The following is a 19,348-nucleotide window of genomic DNA, read 5'->3' as shown; positions in this document are numbered from 1 at the left end:
CGCCCTAGCCCTCGTCTATCGTCAGTGCCGCGACAGGGCAGACTTCTGCGGCTTTTATGGGCAGGTCGTCGGTGATTGGTTCGGATGTGCGCAGGATGGCGATGCCGTCGTCGTCGAGGTCGAAGACGGTGGGGGCTGCGGCCACGCATTGGCCGTGGCCTTCGCATCGGTCGCGGTCGATCCGGATTTTCATCGGCTGCTCTCCCTGAGGTGGGGGAATGGGGCTGTGAGATCGACGATGACATGCTGGGCCTCACCGGGTCAACACTTTCTGATGAAATCCTCACTGATGAGCAAATGGTCATCCAGTGGATCGGTGCTCGACCAAGCGGTTTTGCTACCGGTGGTCAGTCGAGGTGCTGATGGGGTTGGTCGGCGGTCATGACGGTGGGCCACTCGGCGGGAGAATCCCGCAGTGAGGAGATGTCGGGAAGTGCTTTCTGGCATAGCGTTTTGGCCTGTTTGGGCGTCATGCCGAATGTCCTCAGCAGGCGTTCGGTCGCCGCGTCCACGGTGACCTCAGCGTCACGTTCGGGTCGCTCCCGCAGCAGTGTGGCCAAGCCGAAGAACATGCCTCCGGCGATGGCGAGGCCCAATTCGGGATCGGCGATCGTAAAACGACCTTGATCGATCGCTGCGGTGATGTCACGCAGCGCCCTCGGTGACAACCCGCGATTGGATATGATCAGCGAGCTGCCGTGCGCGAGCAGCAATGCGGCCTCTTGGGGGCGATAGCGGAACAGCCGTCCGCTCAATCGATAGTTGGCGGCGAAGGCCTCGGCGGGGTCGGAGATGGACCCGGTGAAACCGTCGAGCAGGGCGCCTAGATCATCGAGAGCCTGTGTCAGGGCGGCCTCGAACAGTTCCTCCTTGGACGTGAAATGGTTGTAAAAGGACCCCATGCCCACGTCGGCCGCTTGGGTGATCTCCAAGATCGGCACACTCAATTTGCCTTGGGCGATGAACGTCTGGGCCGCGCGCACCAGAGCGAGACGGGTGCGCAGCTTGCGCCGCTCCAAGCGACTCGCGGGCGCGTTCGTTGCCTCGGTGACGCTGCGCTCGGGCAGATCCATGACGCGATGGTAGCAGTCAGGATCAATTCTGAGGATATCGTCAGAATGGTTGACTGAGGATTGGGTCGTATGTGACGATTTCCTCAGTAACCGCGAGGGAGGTGCAACGTGGCACAGACGTCGACGCAGCGTCGGGACGGTCACAAAGACCTACACAGTGAACAGGGAGCACGGCGCGGCGAGCATTCAGGCCGCTCGCGGGATCCCATCATCCGGGTCGCGGACATCGCGTGGCTCGAGTTCGACAAGCCCGATCTCGTTCGCGCAGAGGCCTTTGCGCGTGCCTTCGGATTCGGCATCGCCCTGCGGAACCCCCAGGAACTACAGCTACGCGGCACCACCGCTGGTGCGCCGTGTGTGATCCTGCGCCGAGGTGAGCGCACGCGGTTCGCGGGACTGGCGTTGCGCGCCGCCGACGAAGTCGACGTGCTGCGGTTGGCCGACAAGACGGGCGCTCGGTTACAGCCACTTCCCGAATCATTGGGTGGAGTGGGGGTGCAATTGACCGACCCCAGCGGCATGACGGTGAAGGTGGTCGCCGGCATGCACGACCTGCCCGCTCAGCCCGAACAGGTGCCGCAAGTGCTCAACACCGGGCCCGTTGACGCGCGCATCAACGCCACGGTGCGACCGCCGCGGTTGCCGGCCCGTGTGCAACGGCTGGGCCACGTGGTGCTGCAGTCCACCACGTACCTGAAGACGCTCAACTGGTATCTGGACACCTTCGGGATGATCGTGAGTGACTTCCTCTTCTTCCCCGGGCAGCGGGACCGCGGCCCGGCGATGAGCTTCATCCGCTGCGACCGCGGCGCTACCCCGGCCGACCACCACACCCTCGCCCTGGCACTCGGACCGGCCAACCGCTACATCCACTCGGCATATGAGGTCTGCGACCTCGACGCACTGGCCGCCGGCGGCGAATACCTCGGCGAGCGTGGCTACTTCCGCTCCTGGGGCATCGGCCGGCACATCCAGGGCAGCCAATTATTCGACTACTGGCGCGATCCGGACGGCTTCCTGGTCGAGCACTACGCCGATGGTGACATGTTCGACAACACCCTCGAACCCGGCTGGGCCCCCTTCGCCGCATCCGGACTTGCACAGTGGGGGCCGCCGGCCACCAAGGATTTCCTCGACGCCCATCCGCGCGCAGCACGGCAGCAAGTGACCTCGATGCTCACCGCCCTGCGCGACGACAACGAATTCGACCTCAACCGCCTCGTCGGCCTGCTGAAAGTTGCTATCTCATGACCACTTCCGTCCTCCGAACTGCCGATGGCTGGTGGGTGCAAACCCCCACCGGCGCCGCACAGATCACCACCTCCGCGGTCAGCACCGCTGAGTTGCTGGCCGACAGGGCAGCCATCGACGCCGCTGTCGCCGGCGGCGGCACCGTTGCGGTCGAGGACCTGACGCTGCTGTCGCCGGTCACCGCGCCGTGCCGGGTGATCGCGCAGATGACGAACTTCGAATCCCATGTGCTCGACTCCGGGATGGACCCGAAGACGGTGCCACTGACCTTCTTTCGCAAATCCTCCGCCTCGATCACCGGCCCGTTCGCCGAGATCGTCCGGCCGGCACACGTGAAGCTGCTGGACTACGAAGTCGAGATCGGACTGGTGATCGGACGCGACGTCCCGGCCGGGACGACGATCACCGAGAACGACCTGCCCGGCATCATCGCCGGCCTGACGATCACCAACGACGTGTCCGCCCGCGACATCCAACTGCCGCAAACCCAGTTCTACGAGGCGAAGTCGTATCCGACATTCACGCCCGTCGGACCGGCCCTGGTCCTGCTGGATGCCGCCGAGTTGGCCCGGTTCGGTGACCTGAGGCTGCGGTTGAGCGTCGGCGGCGAAGAACGCCAGAACGCGCTCGTCGAGGGCGACATGCTGTATCGCCCCCTGCAGGCGTTACAGTCACTCACCCGTTTCCAAGACTTGGCCGCCGGTGATCTCGTGCTCACCGGCACCCCCGCCGGCACCGCGCTCACCGCCCCGCCCAAGCCCATCGAGATGATCGGTAATCTCGTGCCGCCCGCGGTCAAATGGAAGGCGTTCTTCTCCCGGCAGGCCAAGAATCCGAAATACCTGCAGCACGGCGATGTCGTGGAGGCGTCGATCGCTACCGATGACGGCGCGCTCGACCTGGGCACGCAGCACCTGACGGTCCGTCACGCATGAGCGCCGACCTGCTCTGGCCCGCAGCGCAATCGCCAAGCGATCTTGCGGCCATCGAAGCAGTCCCGTTGGACCAACGCGGTCTGCCGGCGTGCACCTATGACATCGTGCTGCGGGCCGCGCGGCTGTGGCCCGACCGCACCGCGGTGACGGTGCTGTCCGACGGCACCGACTATCGACGGTGCGCCCAGCGCACGTTCGGTCAACTTGCCGACGATGTCACACGCTATGCAAAAGCATTGCGCGACTGCGGTGTTGGAAGACACGACGCGGTGCTGCTGATCAGCCCCAATTGTGACGAGTTGATCACCGCCACGCTGGCGGCTCAAGCCGCTGGCATCGCGGTACCGATCAACGGGTCGTTGTCCGGCGATCACGTCGCCGAGCTGGCTCGGCTGTCGGGCGCTCGCGTACTGATCACCGCCGCCCCCGAACTCGACCCTGCGGGTATGGAGCGCGCCGCCGCGCTGGCCGAGGCGGGCCTGATCGACACCGTGTTGCTGCTGCGTCCCACGCTGGCCGATGGCACACCGGGTCCGCTGCCGGTCCTGCCGAACGTGACGGTGGCCTACCTGTCGGTGCTGGCCGCCGAACAGGACGCGCAGCCACTCGACGACGGTCCGGCTGATCCGGGGGAGTTGGCCGCGCTGTTTCACACCGGCGGCACCACCGGGGCGCCGAAACTGGCCGCTCACACCCACGGCAACGAGGTCTGCGACGCCTGGATGGTGGCCGTCAGCGCCGACCTCGACGAGGCGGCCGTCGTATTCGCCGCGCTGCCGCTGTTTCACGTCAACGCTCTGATTGTGACCCTGCTGGCGCCGTTGTTGCGGGGCCAGCCCGTGGTGTGGGCCGGGCCGCAGGGATACCGCGATATGGGCCTGTACCAGAACTTTTGGCGCATCGTGGAGCATTACCGGTTGGCGGCGATGAGCGCCGTGCCGACCGTGTACGCCGTGTTGGCCCAGATCCCCGTCGACGCCGACATCTCCAGCCTCACCTCCGCGGTGTCGGGGGCCTCGGCATTGCCGGATACCGTGCGCAGCGACTTCCTGAATGCCACGGGGGTGAACCTGGTCGAAGGGTACGGGCTCACTGAGGCGACCTGTGCCAGTGCACGCAGCTTCCCCAACCATCCGCGGCCCGGTTCGGTCGGGCAACGCATGCCCTACCAACAGGTGAAGGCAGTCGCGGTCAGCGACGACGGCACCTGGCAGGCGGTTACGACCGGTGAGGTCGGCACGCTGGCCATCAGCGGACCGACCGTGTTTGCCGGCTATGTCACCGGGCGCGCCGAAAACGGATACGTGCTCGACGGTCGCGGCACCCTGCGCGATGGGTGGCTCGACACCGGCGATCTGGGCAGCGTCGACGAGGAAGGATTCGTCTACCTGGCGGGCCGGGCCAAGGACCTCATCATCCGTGGCGGGCACAACATCGACCCAGCCGTGATCGAGGACGCGCTGCTCGCCCACCCCGATGTCACCGCGGCCGCAGCAGTGGCACGGCCCGACGCGCATTCCGGCGAAGTCCCCGTCGGATTCGTCACGCTACGACCAGGTGCGAGCGTGCGCGGCGACGACTTGACCGCCTTCGCTCACGACCGGATCAGTGAACGTGCCGCGGCACCCAAAACTGTCACCGTCATCGACGCGATACCGGTCACCGACGTGGGCAAGCCCTACAAGGTGCCGCTGCGCGCCACCGCCGCCGAACACGCGCTGACCGAAGCCCTCGCCGACCAGCCCGGGGTGCTGGCGATCACCGGCCAGGTCAGTGCCGGGACACCCGTCGTCGCGATCACCCTGGGGCCGGCGGCGGACCGCACCGCGGTGGAACGGGTGGTGAAGTCCTTCGCGGTGAAGTACGAGATCGACGAGCAATGACGCACCCGGCGACCGACGCACCCACCGAACACGTCCCCGTTGTCGTCGTCGGCGGCGGTCCCACCGGGATCACCGCGGCGACCCTGCTCGCGCAGTACGGCGTCGAGACCCTGGTGCTGGACCGGTGGCCGCAGGTCTATCCGCAGCCACGCGCGGTGCATCTCGACGACGAGGTGTACCGCATCCTGGCCCGACTTGGGATCGCCGGCGAGTTCGCCGAGATTTCTCGGCCGGCCCGCGGTCTGCGGCTCATCGACCGCGACATGACGGTGCTGGCCCAGTTCGACCGCGATACCGCCGTGACCCGCAACGGCTTTCCGGCGGCCAACATGTTCGACCAGCCACAGCTCGAAGAACTGTTGCGCGCCAACATCACCCGCTACCCGCTGGTCCGATTTCGCGGTGACACCGAGGTGGTGGAGGTCCTCCCCGATGCGCGCCCGATGCGGCTACGTGTGCGCGACCGCGTCACCGGCCAGAAATCGGAGCTCACCGCTGATTTCCTACTGGGCTGCGATGGCGCCAACAGCATGGTGCGCACCGCGATCGGTGCGACGATGCGCAACTTGAAGTTCGACCAGCGCTGGCTGGTGATCGATATCGCCTCCGATGCCAACCTGCAGCAGTGGGAGGGCGTGCACCAACTGTGCGACTCCCACCGCGCGGGTACCTACATGCGCATCGGGCCCACCCGCTACCGCTGGGAATTCCAGCTTCTGGACCACGAATCGGTGGATGACTACGCCACCCTGGCAGAGCTGCGCCCGTTGATCACGCCGTGGACGCGCGATGTCGACGACGCCGATCTCCGGGTGATCCGGGTCGCCGAGTACACCTTTCGCGCCCAGCTCGCGGACCGCTGGCGTCGCGGCAATGTTGTCCTGCTCGGCGATGCCGCCCATCTGACGCCGCCGTTCATCGGCCAGGGTATGGGTGCCGGAGTGCGCGATGCGATGAACGTGGCGTGGAAGATCGCCGGTGTGTGCCTCGGCGATCTGCCACACGGTGCCCTCGACAGCTACCAGGCTGAGCGCCGCCCGCACGCCCGCCACATGATCTCGTTGGCGCTCAACATCGGACGGGCGATGACCTCCGGCGGCCGGCTCGGAACGGCCGCTCGGTCACTGATACTGCCCTGGGTGCATCTGGTGCCCGGGCTGCGGGCAAAGGTCACCGATTCGCAGACCCCGCCCCTGCGGCCCTCGACCCTGGTGGAGCGCACCGTCGCACGGCGCGGCATCGTCGGCCACCTGTGCCCGAACCCGATGCTCGGCAACGGTATTCGCCTCGATGACGAGCTGGGTCTGGGATTCGGCGTGATCACTCGGGTTGCCCTGACCGCTGAGCAGCAGGAGGTCCTCGACGCGCGGTGCGCGCGTACCGTCCACGCCGCTGCGGGTTCAGAGTTGGCCCGGTGGCTGCGCCGCCATCACGTCAAGGCCGCCGTCGTGCGACCCGACCGCACCATCATGATGGCCGGCGGAGATCTCACCGCAGTGTGCCGCGCCGTTCCACTGTTCCTGCTCGACCACCACCCGACCGTGGTGCCGGACGCCCACGCCCGCCCCGTCAGCCCACCATCTTCGCCGCCTGCCGGCGTCGTTCACCACGAATAGGAATCATCCGCGTGCTTCGTCGACCCTCGGCTGTGCCGGTGTACCGCCCCGACATCTACTCTCGATCAGCCATTCTCGACCCCTACCCGCACTACCGTGCGATGCGCGACCTGGGACCGGTGGTGTGGCTGGCCCGCCAGCGTCTCTACGCCCTGCCACGCTTTGCCGAATGCAAAGCCACCCTGCGCGATGATGGTCTGTTCCTCTCCGGGCACGGCGTCGCCGCCAACCCGCTGACCAACCGACTGTCCCGCGGCACCACGCTCAACAGCGATGGCGCCGACCATGACCGTCGCCGCAAACTCGTTGCCCACCGGCTGATGCCGCGGGCGCTGCGCACCCTGGGCGAGGACGTCGACGCCCAAGCACGCGCCATCGTCGAGGCCGCGGTGAGCCGGCAGACGGTGGATGCCGTCGCCGACCTGGCCACAGCCCTGCCATTGGCTGTCGTACCCGATCTGGTGGGGTGGCCGCGCGACCAGCGCGACTACTTGCTCGATTGGGCCGCAGCCACATTCGACATCCTCGGGCCACCGAACCTACAGGCGTTGCGGGCGGTGCCACGCAGCCTGCAGATGCTGCGTTTCGCCCGCCGCGTCGTACGTGAACGCAACGTGCTTCCCGGCAGCATGGCCCACGAGCTACTCACCGCCGTCGACGAGGGCCACCTCGCCGCCGCTGAGGTGCCGCCGCTGTTGATCGATTACATCGCCCCATCGCTCGACACGACGATCAGCGCGATCACCAGTGCGCTGTACTTGTTCGGCACCCACCCCGAACAATGGCAGCTGCTCAAGGACAATCCCTCGCTCATCCCCAACGCCATCAACGAAGTGGTGCGCTACGAATCACCACTGCGTGCGTTCACCCGCAGGACCGCCCGGGCGACCGTGATGGCCGACGTCGCCCTTCCGGCGGGCGCCCGGGTGTTGGTGCTCTATGCCTCGGCCAACCGTGACGAGCGCGAGTGGGATGCCCCCGACGTCTTCGACATCCGCAACGACGCCGGACGCCATGTCGGGTTCGGCAGCGGCACCCACGCGTGCGCCGGCCAAGGGCTGGCCCGCCTGGAGACCACGGCGATGCTCACGGCGCTGATCGAGCGCGTCGAGCGCATCGAGATCGTCGCCGAACCGACGTGGGGGATCAACAACATCATCCACCGTCACGACCAACTACCCATCCGGCTCATCGCGGCCTGAATCTCGCAAAGGACAACGCTCATGCCTGAGGCAGAGGTCTATGACGTCATCATCGTCGGTCTCGGTCCCGCCGGAGCCGCGGCAGCCAACGCCGCCGGCGCGCTCGGTCTCCGCACCCTCGTCGTCGAGCGCGACTTGGGGATCTTCGAACGTCAGCGCGCCATCGCTCTCGACGACGAAGCCTTGCGCGTGATTCGGGGACTCGGCCTGTTCGACGAGGTCACTGAACACATGCACCTCGGCATCACGGCGCGGTTCGTGGGCGCGGACGGAAAGCCCTTCCTGTCCACCCCGTCTGCGCCGACGGCCTACACCGGGTACTCGCTGGCCAATTTCTTCCATCAACCCGCTCTCGAACACGCCTTGCGCGAGGGCCTCAGGCGTTTCCCCTGTGTGCAGGTCCGGGCCGGGTGGACCGCCTCCTTGGTCGGGCAGGGCGAGCACGCCGTGACGTTGGAATTGACCGACGAACAAGAACAAGCAGTGCGGGTCAGCGGGCGTTACGTCCTGGCCTGCGACGGTGGCAGCAGCCCGTTGCGCAAGCAGCTCGATATCCCCTTCGCGGGCACCTCGTATGCCGAACAGTGGATGGATGTGCAAGCGCGCGTCAAACGCCCCCTGCACCGTCCACCGCACTTCGACTTCGTATGCTCCCCGGAACGTCCGGGTGTCAGATGCCCCTGCCCGGGTGGTTACTACCGGTGGGAATGGCGGATCAATCCGGGCGAAGACGCCGACGCCATGCTCAGCGAGGACAACGTTTGGCGCATGCTTGCCGCCGAAGGGGTCTCACCCGACGATATCGAGATCGCTCGGACGTGGAGTTACACGTTCCACGTACGCAAGGCCCAGCGGTGGCGGGTCGGACGAGTGCTCCTTCTCGGTGACGCCGCACACGTCATGCCTCCCTTTGCGGGCCAGGGCATTTCCGGTGCCTTCCGCGACGCCGCCAACGTGGTGTGGAAGGTCGACGCCGTTGTCCGTGGCCGGGCCGGCGATGCCCTGCTCGACACGTATCAGACCGAACGCGAACCCCACCACGACGCCATGACGCAGCGGGCTGTGACCTTCGGAAAGATCGTCATGACCCAACGCCCCTCGGTTGCTTGGCTGCGCGACAAGGTATTACGGACGGCAACCCGGATCCCCGGGGTCATGGCGGCGCTGGTGCGCCGTATTGGGGCACCGACCCCGCTGGGGCCGGGATGTCTACCGGCACACCGCGCCAACGATATGGTCGGGTATCTCGTCAAGCCGGCACGCGTCGCACTGCCAGGTGTCGGATCGATGTACATCGACGACGCCCTCGGGCAGGGGTGGGCGATCCTCGGCCTGGACGCCGATCCCCGCGACGCGATGCACGAAAGCGCAGTGCAGGCGTGGGAACGCTTCGGCGCACGATTCCTGACGATCCGGCCCGGGACGTCCGTGGTCGACGGCGAGGAACTCGGCGACCCAACCGGACACCTGTGGGACGCCATGGTCGCCCACGGCGTCAACTATCTCGTGGTGCGGCCCGACCGATACGTCTACGCCGCAACCCAATCCGGCCACCAGATCAGCATGCCGATGTTCGCTCAGCCCCAGCACGCGAAAAGCACGCCGGTACACACGCTGGACCGCCCAGCCGGCTAGGACAAACGCCGGGAGGCGTGGTCTCCGCTGTCGCCCGCGCACGAAACCTTGCGAAACCAAACCCACAGGTGGCCATCGCCATCGTGGTGAATCACCCAAACCGAGTGGAGAGCATTGCTAAAGATGAGGACGACCTACATCACCGTGTCGCTGGCGTACGCGCTGCTGTGTCTGGTGCCGGCAGCCATGAAGTTGAGCGGCAACATGAAAATGCGAACCGCCGCAGAGCATTTCGACATCCCCTGGGCGCGGTACCAGCTGATCGGTGTGCTCGAACTGGCCGCCGCGGCGGCCGCGGCCGTCGGTGCCTTCTGGCGCCCAGCCGGACTTGTCGCGGCAATCGGCATGACCGTTGCGCTGATCGGCGCGGTGACCTTTCACCGCCGCGCCAAAGACGCGGCCCACGAATACGCCGCCGCGCTCGTGTTCCTGGCCGCCTCAGCGGGTTACCTCGCCCTGTGGCTGTACACAACCCCTCGGACATGACCGCTGCCATGTCCGCCCCGATAACTTCCTCCACCACAACACATTCCAGGAGCACCCGATGATCAACTCCGTCCGCATGTCCACCCTGATCGGTGTCGCCCGTGCCGCGATCGGGGTGTGCTACATGATCGCTCCCACCCGCGCACACACGACCCTTGCCGGTCGTGACGCAGCACTGCCCACCACCCGGGCAGCCAGTCGCACCTTCGGCATCCGCGAGATCTACGTCGGCGGCAGTGTCGTCGCGTTGCAGACGTGGGCCCCGCGCGCGGTCCTGCCTCTACTGATCGCCGGTGTCGTCATCGACACGTGGGACACCGCCGCATTCGCGATGACCGCTGACGTGCCGGACCGCATGCGCCGTGCCGGTGTCGCCGTCGCCGGCGTCTTCACCGTCGGCGGAGTCGCCGCCGCAATACAGTCTGCTCGTGCCCGCTGAGGCACTCGACTCATGCACCAGGTCCGGGAAAAACATTTGCTAAATAGCCTATTTCAGCAAATCCGCACCTCGCGCACGTCTGGGCGCATGGCTAAACCGCTGCCACGGTTGCACCGCCGTCAAAGCCGATCGTGTGTGTTGCCCGGTCAAAGGAGCTCGCCCTGTCCGTGCCCATATTTGATCGACCAGCCGCGATGCGGGACGCAATCGAGCCAGACATCCCGATGCCATGACTAGTTCCCCGCAACCCCCGCCACCCGTGGCTGAGGGTCAGGTCCGCGCGCCGCTCAACAAGGGCCGCACCCCGCCCTACAAGATCGCCGGCGTGGTCCTGGCGCTCGTCTCCGCGCTGGTTCTGGTGGTGGTCTGGTTCCAGTTCCGCGGCTACTTCGACACCAAGGCCAAGCTGTACGTGGTGTCGCCCCGGTCCGGACTGTCCATGGACCCGGGTTCGAAGGTCACCTACAACGGGGTGCCCATCGGCCGGGTGAAGCAGATCGACGTCATCGGCAAGGAAGACGACACGAAGGCTCGTCTGCAGCTCGATGTCGACCCGAAGTACCTCCCCCTGCTGCCCAAGAACATCAGCACGAAGCTGCTGGCCACCACGGTCTTCGGTAGCAAGTACGTCTCGTTCACCTCGCCATCGGATCCCGAGAGCGCGCGGATCAAGAGCGGCGACACCATCGACGTGTCCAAGTGCTCGCCGCCGACGCCGGCCGAGGCCTGCGTCACCACCGAGCTGAACACCTTGTTCGAGACGATCACGGCGATCTCCGAGCAGGTCGATCCGATCAAGCTGAACGCCACCCTGACCGCCGCGGCGCAGGCGCTGGACGGCCTCGGTGACAAGTTCGGGCAGTCGCTGGTCAATGGCAATGTCATCCTGGCCGACCTGAACCAGCGGATGCCGACCATCCGGCACGACACCAAGGCCCTGGCGGATCTGTCCGAGGTTTACTCGAAGGCCTCGCCGGATCTGTGGGACGGCCTGAAGAACGCGGTGACCACCGAGCGCACCCTGAACGACCAGCGCGGCACCATCGACGAGGCGCTGATGTCGGCCGTCGGCCTCGGCAACACCGGTGGCGACATCCTCGAGCGGGGCGGCCCCTACCTGGTCCGCGGCGCCGAGGACCTGCTGCCGACCTCGGCCCTGCTGGACAAGTACGCCCCCGAGCTCGACTGCCTGTTCCGCGGCTTCGCCGCCGGTGCGCCCGCCGCGAACACGGCTATTGGCGGTAACGGCTACTCGATGGTGGCCCACACCGAGCTCGTCGGTGCGGCCAATCAGTACGTGTACCCGGACAACCTCCCGCGGGTCAACGCCTCCGGCGGTCCGATGGGCCGCCCGGGCTGCTGGACGGTCACCAAGGACATCCTCCCGATGCCCTACATGGTGATGGACACCGGCGCGTCGATCGCGCCGTACAACCACTTCGGTCTCGGATCGCCGTTCGCATCGGAGTACGTCTGGGGTCGTCAAGACGGGGAGAACACGATCAACCCATGAGCATCAAAGCAGCACCGCCCACAACGGGCGGTGCGCGCAAGTACTGCCGAACTCCACGCGCTCCGGCCCGGAGCATCCCCAACCTGCCCAGAGAACTCCTGAGGTACCCGGCATCGCCGACAACGATCGAAGCCGTGCACGCATTGGTGACATTGCCGCCCGCGTGCGACTACTTGTGCGGCATGTGCACCGGTGGGCTGGTGGTCTCTGGCACCGTCTACCGGCGCACCTGCTGCTGCCCGTGATCACGTGACCCATACTGATAGCCGCCGGCCGGCGCTGCTGGGCTGCCGAGCGCATCTGTGTTCTGCTGTCTGAGCCGCTGCCGGCGCGGATTAAATACAGATGGTGCCACGAACAAGGATGCGTGTTTGGCCACCAACCCAGGTGCCGGCGTCATCGGTGCGAACGTCGGCGGCGCCGTCGAAGCCGATCGCACGACCTTGCCTCGCAGTGTAATTGGACGGCAGCACCGCTTTCGGTTGTAACCATTGAGCGAGGGCTGCGTGGAGGCTTCCGGTCACCGGATCCTCGTCGGGGCCATCGGCCGGACTGAATGCGCGAACTTCGAGATGGCCGCCCGATGCGCTCGTGTCGGGGTAGAGCCCGCAGACTCCGATGTTCAACCCGTGAGCGGCCATGAGCCTGAAATCAGGGTCTACGGCGAGCACTGCCGGGGCGTCGCGCAGCTGCACACCGATCCAGCCGGGACCGTTATCTGTCCAGGCGCAATCCAGAAGATCGTCACGGTCCACACGCAGGGCGGCGGCTACATCGCCAATAGTCTGCGGGTCTAGCGGCCCTGACCGTTGTAACGGCGGCGCTTGGAATGCGAAATGGCCGTCACGCTCGTGCGTGACCGTGATCAGCCCGAGCGTGCATTCTTGCAGGACGCTGGCAGATGGGTCGTCGTGGAGGGTCACCCAGGCTGCCGCAGTTCCCAGAGTGGGATGTCCGGCGAAGGGTAACTCATTGCGCGGCGTGAAGATCCGCGCGCGGTAGTTGGCGCCTTGGCGCACCGCTGACGGGGTCGGGGTGTCCGTGGCCATGAAAAAGTCCCCACTGGTGGCCAAGTGGAGGTCCCCACGGGTGGCCAGTTAAAAGTCCCCACCCCGTGTTCGTCGTGTCGATCAGGAACTGCGGGCCCCGATGGTGACGGTGAAGGCGCCAACCAATCGCCATCACCATCGGGGAGTTCCATTGAAGTCTGCGAAGGACCGCATGGACATCATTTCTGCCTACCAACAACACGGGTCGTACCGAGCCGCCGCTGACCTATGCGGCACGACCCATAAGACCGTCAAACGCGTCGTCGATAAGTTCGAAGCCGACCAGGCCGACCTCGCGCCGGCAGCTCGAGCGCCGCGGCCACACAACTACGACGAGGTGGCCGACCTGGTCGCTGAACGCGTCGACAAATCCCACGGCCGGATCTCGGCCAAGCGGCTGCTGCCGATCGCCGTCGCGGCAGGCTACGAAGGTTCTGACCGCAACTTCCGGCGTCTGGTCGCGGATGCAAAAGCGTTCTGGCGCAGCCAGAATCACCGCGGACGCCGCCCCGCTGTGTGGTCACCCGGGCAGTATCTGGTGATCGACTGGGCCCAAGCAGCACCAGGATTGTTTCTGTTCTGCGCAGTGCTGGCGTTCTCCCGGTGGCGGTTCGTCCGGTTCGCCACCGACCAGAGGGCCTCGACCACGCTGGCGTTGATCGCCGAAGCCCTGGCCGCGATCGGCGGCGTCCCGGCGAAGGTGCTCGCCGATCGGATGGCCTGCCTCAAAGGCGGTGTGGTCGCCAATGTCGTTGTCCCCACACCTGATTACGTGCGCCTGGCATCGCATTACGGGTTCGCACCGGATTTCTGCCACGCCGCCGATCCCGAATCGAAGGGCATCGTGGAGAACCTATGCGGCTACGCCCAACGCGATCTAGCGGTCCCGCTGCTGACTCAGGCCGCAATCGAGAGCACCGCCATCGATGTGCGGTCGGCCAACGCGGCCGCTGCCGCGTGGTGCGCCGAAGTCAACGCTACGGTGCATTCGGAAATCTGCGCCATCCCCGACGACCGCCTGACCGCCGAACAGCACGTGCTGCAACCCCTTCCGTCACTGCGACTGCAAATCGGCGCACCATCGGTGCTCCGCAAAGTCGACCGCCTGTCCTGTATTCGGTACGGCTCAGCCCGGTACTCGGTGCCCACCCGGCTGATCGGGACCACCGTCGCAGTCGTGGTCGACCACAGCGGGGTGTGTCTCATCGAGCCGGCCACCGGGATGATCGTGGCCGAACACGAACTCACCGCCCCCGGCGGCGCGTCGATCCTCGACGCTCACTATGACGGACCACGACCCGCACCCAGTCGCGGACCGAGACCGAAAACCCTTGTCGAGAAACAGTTCTGCGAACTGGGTGACGATGCGCAGGCGTTCCTGGTCGGCGCGGCAGCGATCGGCAACACCCGACTGGCCAGCGAGTTGGAGATCCTGCTCGCCCTCGGCGCCGCCCACGGTGAGCAGGCATTGGTGGCTGCCCTGCACCGGGCGGTGGCGTTTCGCCGATTCCGTGCCGCGGACGTGCGTTCCATCCTGGCTGCCGGCACCGGAACACCCCAACCCCGACCCGCCGGGGACGCACTAGTCCTGGATCTTCCGGTCGCCCCTACGCGTTCCCTGGACGCCTACAAAATCACCCCCGCCATCGACGGGCAGGCCACACCATGACCACGACAGAACCTGCCACCGCCACTGCCGCCAAACCCGTGGCACCACCATCAGTTCCGCCTCTGACCGCTGATCTCGACGCCGGCCTGCGGCGGTTGAAACTGGCCGCGATCCGCCGCACCGCCCCCGAGGTACTGATCACCGCCAAAACCCAACGCTGGACCCCCGAAGAAGTCCTGCGCACCCTCGTCGAAACGGAACTGGCCGCCCGCGACGCCTCCAACGTCGTCAATCGACTCAAGGCTGCAACGTTTCCCGTTCCGAAGACGTTGGAATCGTTCAACGTGGCCGAATCATCCATCCCACCAAAGGTATTCGACTACCTGGCGAACCTTGAATGGATTAGAGCCGGGCAGAACCTGGCAATCATCGGCCCCGCCGGCACCGGCAAGAGCCACACCCTCATCGCACTGGGAACAGCAGCCATCGAGGCCGGACACAAAGTCCGGTACTTCACCGCCGCCGACCTGGTCGAAACCCTCTACCGCGGGTTGGCCGACAACACCGTCGGCAAGATCATCGAATCCCTGCTGCGGGTCGACCTCGTCATCATCGACGAACTGGGCTTCGCCCCACTCGATGACACGGGCACCCAACTGCTGTTCCGGCTCGTAGCCGGCGCCTACGAACGCCGGTCCCTGGCCATCGGATCCCACTGGCCTTTCGAACAGTGGGGCCGTTTCCTACCCGTACAAACTACCGCCGTCAGCATCCTCGACCAGCTCCTGCACCACGCCACCGTCGTCATCACCAACGGCGATTCCTACCGCATGAAGACCGCCCACCACCGAAAGGAGAACCCCTAACAAACCCCACACGGGGCGGGGACTTTCACCTGGCCACCACCGGGGACTTCGACCTGGCCATTGACAGATGGATTTGGTGAGTACCAAATGGCTGCCGTCGCTCTGGCCGCGGTGCGGTTGGCCATGGTCGCGGTGGCAGGCTATGAGGTGACTGACCTCAGGCCGCGGGGCGCTATCCGAGGGGCGACGAGAAAGCCTGCTTTAGCTGACTGACAGCGTGTGTCGATCCCCAAATCCGACCCTCGGCTGGGTGACCCCGAAAAACAAGGCCTCAGCAGACTCTAGTCGCGTCGACTTCGCCAACCAGATCGGCGATGCAGGGCTTGAGCGTGACCGGGACTGGTCGAGTTCGCGCTATCGGGCTATTAAGGTCGGTCAGGCAACGCCGTCGAAAATCATTATGTACCAGTGTATTAGAAGGGCCGGGAGACTCCTGCGGTCATGACCTGCGAGTTCGGCGGAGGATCTGCTCGCGTATCGATGTTCATGCACCACCGTACCGTTCTAGGATTCGCCATCCAGAATGCAAAGACCCGTCCGCCAAACCCGATGCAATCGGGCGAAGACGCAGGTCAGGACACCGGGATATGACACAGAGTCTTGCAACCTACAGTGGGTCCTGTAGGGTGCATTTCTCCGTGGCGGATTGCATTCTGAGATGGCGGAAGTTGGCGGACCCGCCAACTCAACTGCAAAAGTGGTGGCGTACAGGAGTTGCAATTCCGGATCACGGTGTTCATTTCGTTTTGTCGTCGTGATGACAGTTTCCTGAGAATCGCGACAGCCGGATTCAGCGGCATTGGGCGGTGACGGCCTGAGGATCGGCGGCCTAGTGGTCCGTCTAAGTTGTGGCTAACGACTTGTTGGAGTTTGGTACTGCCGAAGATCGTGGCCGTGCACGCGTCGGCGCATCAGCTCACCGTGGGCCAGCCGGTCGCATTGAACACCGCGATCGGATCAAGGTAGTCGCGCCAGTGCGTCACTTTGCCGCCATCGACGGTGATGATGGATACGAAACGGTTGTCGTAAGCGGCTCCGCCGTGCACCGGATGCCCGTGCACCTCGTACTCCAACACCACAACCGACGCCTGCGGGTCTCGGTACACGCGCAGCCCGTCGGCGCTGTGCATGGTCATGTAGTCGTCGTAGCCGGCGTACAGCTGCAGCACGGCGTCCCGGCCTTCGACGCGGCGCGGATAGCCGGGTACGGAGATCACGTACTCGAAGACGACGTCGTCGGCGAGCAGGTCGAAGTAGTCCTCCCCGTCGACCAGTCCGGCGAGGCCGGTGCGGATGATGTGGAAGAACGGTCCGTCGGCTCCGAAGGCCGAGGCGTCGTCGGTGTACTTGGTCATCGTTCAGCTTTCTTGGTTCAGAGGGTCCACGCCGCCGTGTTGCGGCGGGCGAAGGTGGCGAAATCGGTTGCGGGGCGGCCGAGTACTCGTTCGATGTCGCCGGTGGGCGTGGCACCGTGGCCGTCGATGACGGTGCCGGTGAGCCACCGCAGCATCACCGCGTAGTCGGCGGGCACGCCGGCCGCCACGGCGCCGTCGATCCAGGCCCGCTGGTCGATGTCGACGTACTTGACCGGCCGGTCGCTGACGTCACCGATGATCTCGGCGACCTGGGCGAAGGTGAGTCCGGCGGGGCCGGTCAGTGCGTAGGTCGCACCGTCGTGTGCTGCGGGTTCCATCAGTGTCCGCACCGCCACCGCGGCGATGTCTTCGGCATCGACGAAGGCCTCTGCGCCGCCGCCGCTGGGCACGAAGAGTGTGTCGTCGACCAGGGGCAGGTGCTCGTCGGTGAAGTTCTGCATCACCCAGGCCGGCCGCAGGATGGTGTGGCTGACGCCGTCGAGTTCGGTAACTAGCTTCTCCGCGGCTGCGAGGTCGATCACCGACGGCGCCCGATCCGCACCTTGCGCGCTGAGCAGAGTGACGTGACGGACACCGGCGTCCGCCGCGGCATCGAGGAACGCGGCCACCTGGTCGGCGAACCGTACCCGCATGGTGGGCGGCACCAAGTACACGCGATCGACGCCGTCCAGCGCCGTACCGTAGGTCCCGGGGTCGTCCCAGTCGAACCTCACCTCGCTGCTGCTGCGGGAGGCGGTGCGCACCGGCACCACCTGAGCTGTTAGTGCCTGCGCGATGCGTGATCCGGTACGGCCGGTGCCGCCGAGGACCAGTACTGCTACTGCGTCGTTCATGCCATCACTGTTCCGCGTCGAGCGAAGGCGTTTCAATGCGCGGGAAGCTCGATTCGTTGCGCGAGCGTCTCACCTGCTTGCCGGCGTGGAGCGTCTCGCGCACTCTGGACCGTGTGGACCTGCTGTACGACCATCTGATGCGCGCGCGAGCGACGGGCGCGGTGTTCGCCCGCACAGTTGTGACACCGCCATGGGGACTTCTGCTCGGCGGTTCGGTCGAGTTGGCGGTGCACGCGGTGACCCGCGGCCGCGCGTGGTTGTGGCGTGAGGACGTCAGCGAGGCGATCGAACTGATCCCCGGCGAGATCACCCTGGTCCGCGGCGGGGTGCCTCATCACCTCGCGCACGAGCCCGGTGCTCCGTGTCTGGACCCGGATGAGTTCCGTCGCCAGCTGCCGCAGCTGACCGCCCCGGAGCACGATTCCACGGTGTTCCTGTGCGGCGCGTACCGGTTCGCCGGCGATGTCACGGGCGGAGTGGTCGATGCGCTCCCACCGGTGCTAACACTCTCCTCGGCCGACGACGATCCGCTTCGGGAAATCATCAGTCTGCTGTCCCGGGAGCTCGCGGTGGTCGAAGCCGGACAGCAGACAGTGTTGGACCGTCTCCTCGACGTACTGCTGGTGTTGGCCCTGCGCACCGACTTCCGGAACAGTCCCACGGCGCCGCGGTGGTACCGGGCGGCGGCCGATCCGCGGCTGCGCGACGCGTTGCAGGCGATGCACGACGAGCCCGGCCGGGACTGGTCGGTCGACGAGCTGGCAGCGGTATCAGGACTGTCCCGGGCGGCGTTCGCGCGGACCTTCGGTGAGGTACTTGGCCAGCCACCGCTGCAGTACTTGACCGAGCACCGCATGTCGCTGGCCCGAGACTTGTTGCGTAGCACAGACTTCGGACTCTCCGGCATCGCGAGTCGGGTGGGTTACGGTTCGCCCTACTCGTTCGTCGCGGCGTTCCGGCGCCATCACGGCGTACCGCCGATCGCCTGGCGCAAGCAACACGCCGTCGAGCCCCTGAGATGAGATCTAGGTGCTCGATGTACCGGTCATTTGGTAGATGACGCGTCGGCCGATGTCGACGGCGTGATCGGCGAAACATTCGTGGTACCGACTGAGCAGGGTGACATCGACGGCAGTAGCGGTGCCGTGGGTCCAGCGGTGTGCGGTGACGATGGCGAATAGGTGGCGGTGGATGTCGTCCATGGCACTGTCGTCGTCTTCGAGTTGTCGCGCCTTGGCTGGATTCTGTGACAGCACACCGTCTTTGGTGTCTTCGCCAAGCTGTCCGGCGATGCGCGTCCCATCGCTGCGAGGTAGCCGCTGACATCAGTAGGGACGGCGGAAGCCGGATGGCGCCGGCGCGCGACCTTGGCCACGTGCAGGGCCAGGGCGCCCATCCGTTCGATATCCGCAACGTACGACCGTACGGTTCTCGGATCCGCCATTTGAAATGCAAAAACGCGTCCGCCAAGCCCGATGCAACCCGCATAAAAGCCCAGGTGGGGACGTCTACGTCCGCCATCGAGAACTGCAACCTACAGCGCCGCCCGGATTTCTTACGTCAAATTTGCTACGTGCACAAT

General features: G+C 65.9%; 17 protein-coding genes and 2 pseudogenes. 13 read left to right on the top strand and 6 right to left on the bottom strand.

The genetic code is table 11. The annotated features are described in order from the left end of the window. Positions 1-4: 4 nt before the first annotated feature. Together ACX12F_RS22205 and ACX12F_RS22200 are read right to left on the bottom strand one after the other, a co-directional pair. Complete coding sequence (locus ACX12F_RS22205; RefSeq protein WP_459366488.1) at positions 5-193, bottom strand: ferredoxin; 189 nt, start codon at positions 191-193, stop codon at positions 5-7. Positions 194-347: 154 nt separating this feature from the next. Then, positions 348-1,073: a TetR/AcrR family transcriptional regulator gene (locus tag ACX12F_RS22200; RefSeq protein ID WP_459366487.1), complete on the bottom strand. Its 726-nt coding sequence runs from the start codon at positions 1,071-1,073 to the stop codon at positions 348-350. A 108-nt stretch (positions 1,074-1,181) separates the two neighbouring features. Between ACX12F_RS22200 and ACX12F_RS22195 the strand changes: the two genes are divergently transcribed. The 10 genes from ACX12F_RS22195 to ACX12F_RS22150 all read left to right on the top strand — a co-directional run bounded on the left by ACX12F_RS22195 (position 1,182) and on the right by ACX12F_RS22150 (position 12,278). Beyond that, complete coding sequence (locus tag ACX12F_RS22195) at positions 1,182-2,324, top strand: VOC family protein (protein ID WP_459366486.1); 1,143 nt, start codon at positions 1,182-1,184, stop codon at positions 2,322-2,324. Continuing rightward, positions 2,321-3,259, top strand: coding sequence for a fumarylacetoacetate hydrolase family protein (locus tag ACX12F_RS22190; RefSeq protein WP_459366485.1), 939 nt, complete (start codon positions 2,321-2,323; stop codon positions 3,257-3,259). Before ACX12F_RS22195 ends, ACX12F_RS22190 begins: the two co-directional genes overlap by 4 nt. After that, positions 3,256-5,142 (top strand): acyl-CoA synthetase, encoded by a 1,887-nt coding sequence (locus tag ACX12F_RS22185; RefSeq protein ID WP_459366484.1) that lies wholly within the window; start codon positions 3,256-3,258, stop codon positions 5,140-5,142. The genes ACX12F_RS22190 and ACX12F_RS22185 overlap by 4 nt, the downstream gene beginning before the upstream one ends. Beyond that, positions 5,139-6,758: a bifunctional 3-(3-hydroxy-phenyl)propionate/3-hydroxycinnamic acid hydroxylase MhpA gene (gene mhpA / locus ACX12F_RS22180; protein ID WP_459366483.1), complete on the top strand. Its 1,620-nt coding sequence runs from the start codon at positions 5,139-5,141 to the stop codon at positions 6,756-6,758. The genes ACX12F_RS22185 and mhpA overlap by 4 nt, the downstream gene beginning before the upstream one ends. 11 nt (positions 6,759-6,769) lie before the next feature. After that, the gene (locus tag ACX12F_RS22175; RefSeq protein WP_459366482.1) at positions 6,770-7,960 is read left to right on the top strand and encodes a cytochrome P450; all 1,191 of its coding nucleotides are present in this window, start codon (positions 6,770-6,772) and stop codon (positions 7,958-7,960) included. Between the two features lie 21 nt (positions 7,961-7,981). Beyond that, positions 7,982-9,595 carry a bifunctional 3-(3-hydroxy-phenyl)propionate/3-hydroxycinnamic acid hydroxylase gene (locus ACX12F_RS22170; protein WP_459366481.1) on the top strand — a complete coding sequence of 538 codons (1,614 nt, stop codon included), beginning with the start codon at positions 7,982-7,984 and terminating at the stop codon, positions 9,593-9,595. Positions 9,596-9,718: 123 nt separating this feature from the next. Beyond that, complete coding sequence (locus tag ACX12F_RS22165; RefSeq protein ID WP_459366480.1) at positions 9,719-10,081, top strand: DoxX family protein; 363 nt, start codon at positions 9,719-9,721, stop codon at positions 10,079-10,081. Between the two features lie 58 nt (positions 10,082-10,139). After that, positions 10,140-10,520: a hypothetical protein gene (locus ACX12F_RS22160; RefSeq protein WP_459366479.1), complete on the top strand. Its 381-nt coding sequence runs from the start codon at positions 10,140-10,142 to the stop codon at positions 10,518-10,520. A 229-nt stretch (positions 10,521-10,749) separates the two neighbouring features. Continuing rightward, positions 10,750-12,033: an MCE family protein gene (locus ACX12F_RS22155; RefSeq protein WP_459366478.1), complete on the top strand. Its 1,284-nt coding sequence runs from the start codon at positions 10,750-10,752 to the stop codon at positions 12,031-12,033. Further along, a complete protein-coding gene (locus tag ACX12F_RS22150) occupies positions 12,030-12,278 on the top strand; it encodes a hypothetical protein (RefSeq protein WP_459366477.1) in 249 nt (82 codons plus the stop codon). The genes ACX12F_RS22155 and ACX12F_RS22150 overlap by 4 nt, the downstream gene beginning before the upstream one ends. Before the next feature lie 90 nt (positions 12,279-12,368). Here ACX12F_RS22150 and ACX12F_RS22145 read toward each other — a convergent pair whose 3' ends face one another. Next, a complete protein-coding gene (locus ACX12F_RS22145) occupies positions 12,369-13,082 on the bottom strand; it encodes a PhzF family protein (protein ID WP_459366476.1) in 714 nt (237 codons plus the stop codon). Positions 13,083-13,233: 151 nt separating this feature from the next. Here ACX12F_RS22145 and istA point away from each other — a divergent pair. Both istA and istB read left to right on the top strand, forming a co-directional pair. After that, positions 13,234-14,751: pseudogene (gene istA, locus ACX12F_RS22140) on the top strand (IS21 family transposase). Then, a complete protein-coding gene (gene istB, locus ACX12F_RS22135; RefSeq protein ID WP_459366475.1) occupies positions 14,748-15,557 on the top strand; it encodes an IS21-like element helper ATPase IstB in 810 nt (269 codons plus the stop codon). Before istA ends, istB begins: the two are co-directional and overlap by 4 nt. 911 nt (positions 15,558-16,468) lie before the next feature. Here istB and ACX12F_RS22130 read toward each other — a convergent pair. Then, positions 16,469-16,912: a nuclear transport factor 2 family protein gene (locus tag ACX12F_RS22130; protein WP_459366474.1), complete on the bottom strand. Its 444-nt coding sequence runs from the start codon at positions 16,910-16,912 to the stop codon at positions 16,469-16,471. A 17-nt stretch (positions 16,913-16,929) separates the two neighbouring features. Further along, on the bottom strand, positions 16,930-17,766 hold the full coding sequence (locus ACX12F_RS22125; RefSeq protein WP_459366473.1) for an NmrA family NAD(P)-binding protein: 837 nt from the start codon (positions 17,764-17,766) through the stop codon (positions 16,930-16,932). A 35-nt stretch (positions 17,767-17,801) separates the two neighbouring features. Here ACX12F_RS22125 and ACX12F_RS22120 point away from each other — a divergent pair, with 35 nt between their 5' ends. Next, positions 17,802-18,788: an AraC family transcriptional regulator gene (locus ACX12F_RS22120; RefSeq protein ID WP_459366472.1), complete on the top strand. Its 987-nt coding sequence runs from the start codon at positions 17,802-17,804 to the stop codon at positions 18,786-18,788. 3 nt (positions 18,789-18,791) lie between these two features. Here ACX12F_RS22120 and ACX12F_RS22115 read toward each other — a convergent pair. Continuing rightward, a pseudogene (locus ACX12F_RS22115) lies at positions 18,792-19,180 on the bottom strand (phosphate signaling complex PhoU family protein); the annotation flags it as partial. Positions 19,181-19,348 lie beyond the last annotated feature (168 nt).

The sequence above is a fragment of the Mycolicibacterium sp. HS_4_1 genome (assembly GCF_054515875.1).
This window is presented reverse-complemented; position numbering and strand designations above follow the sequence as displayed.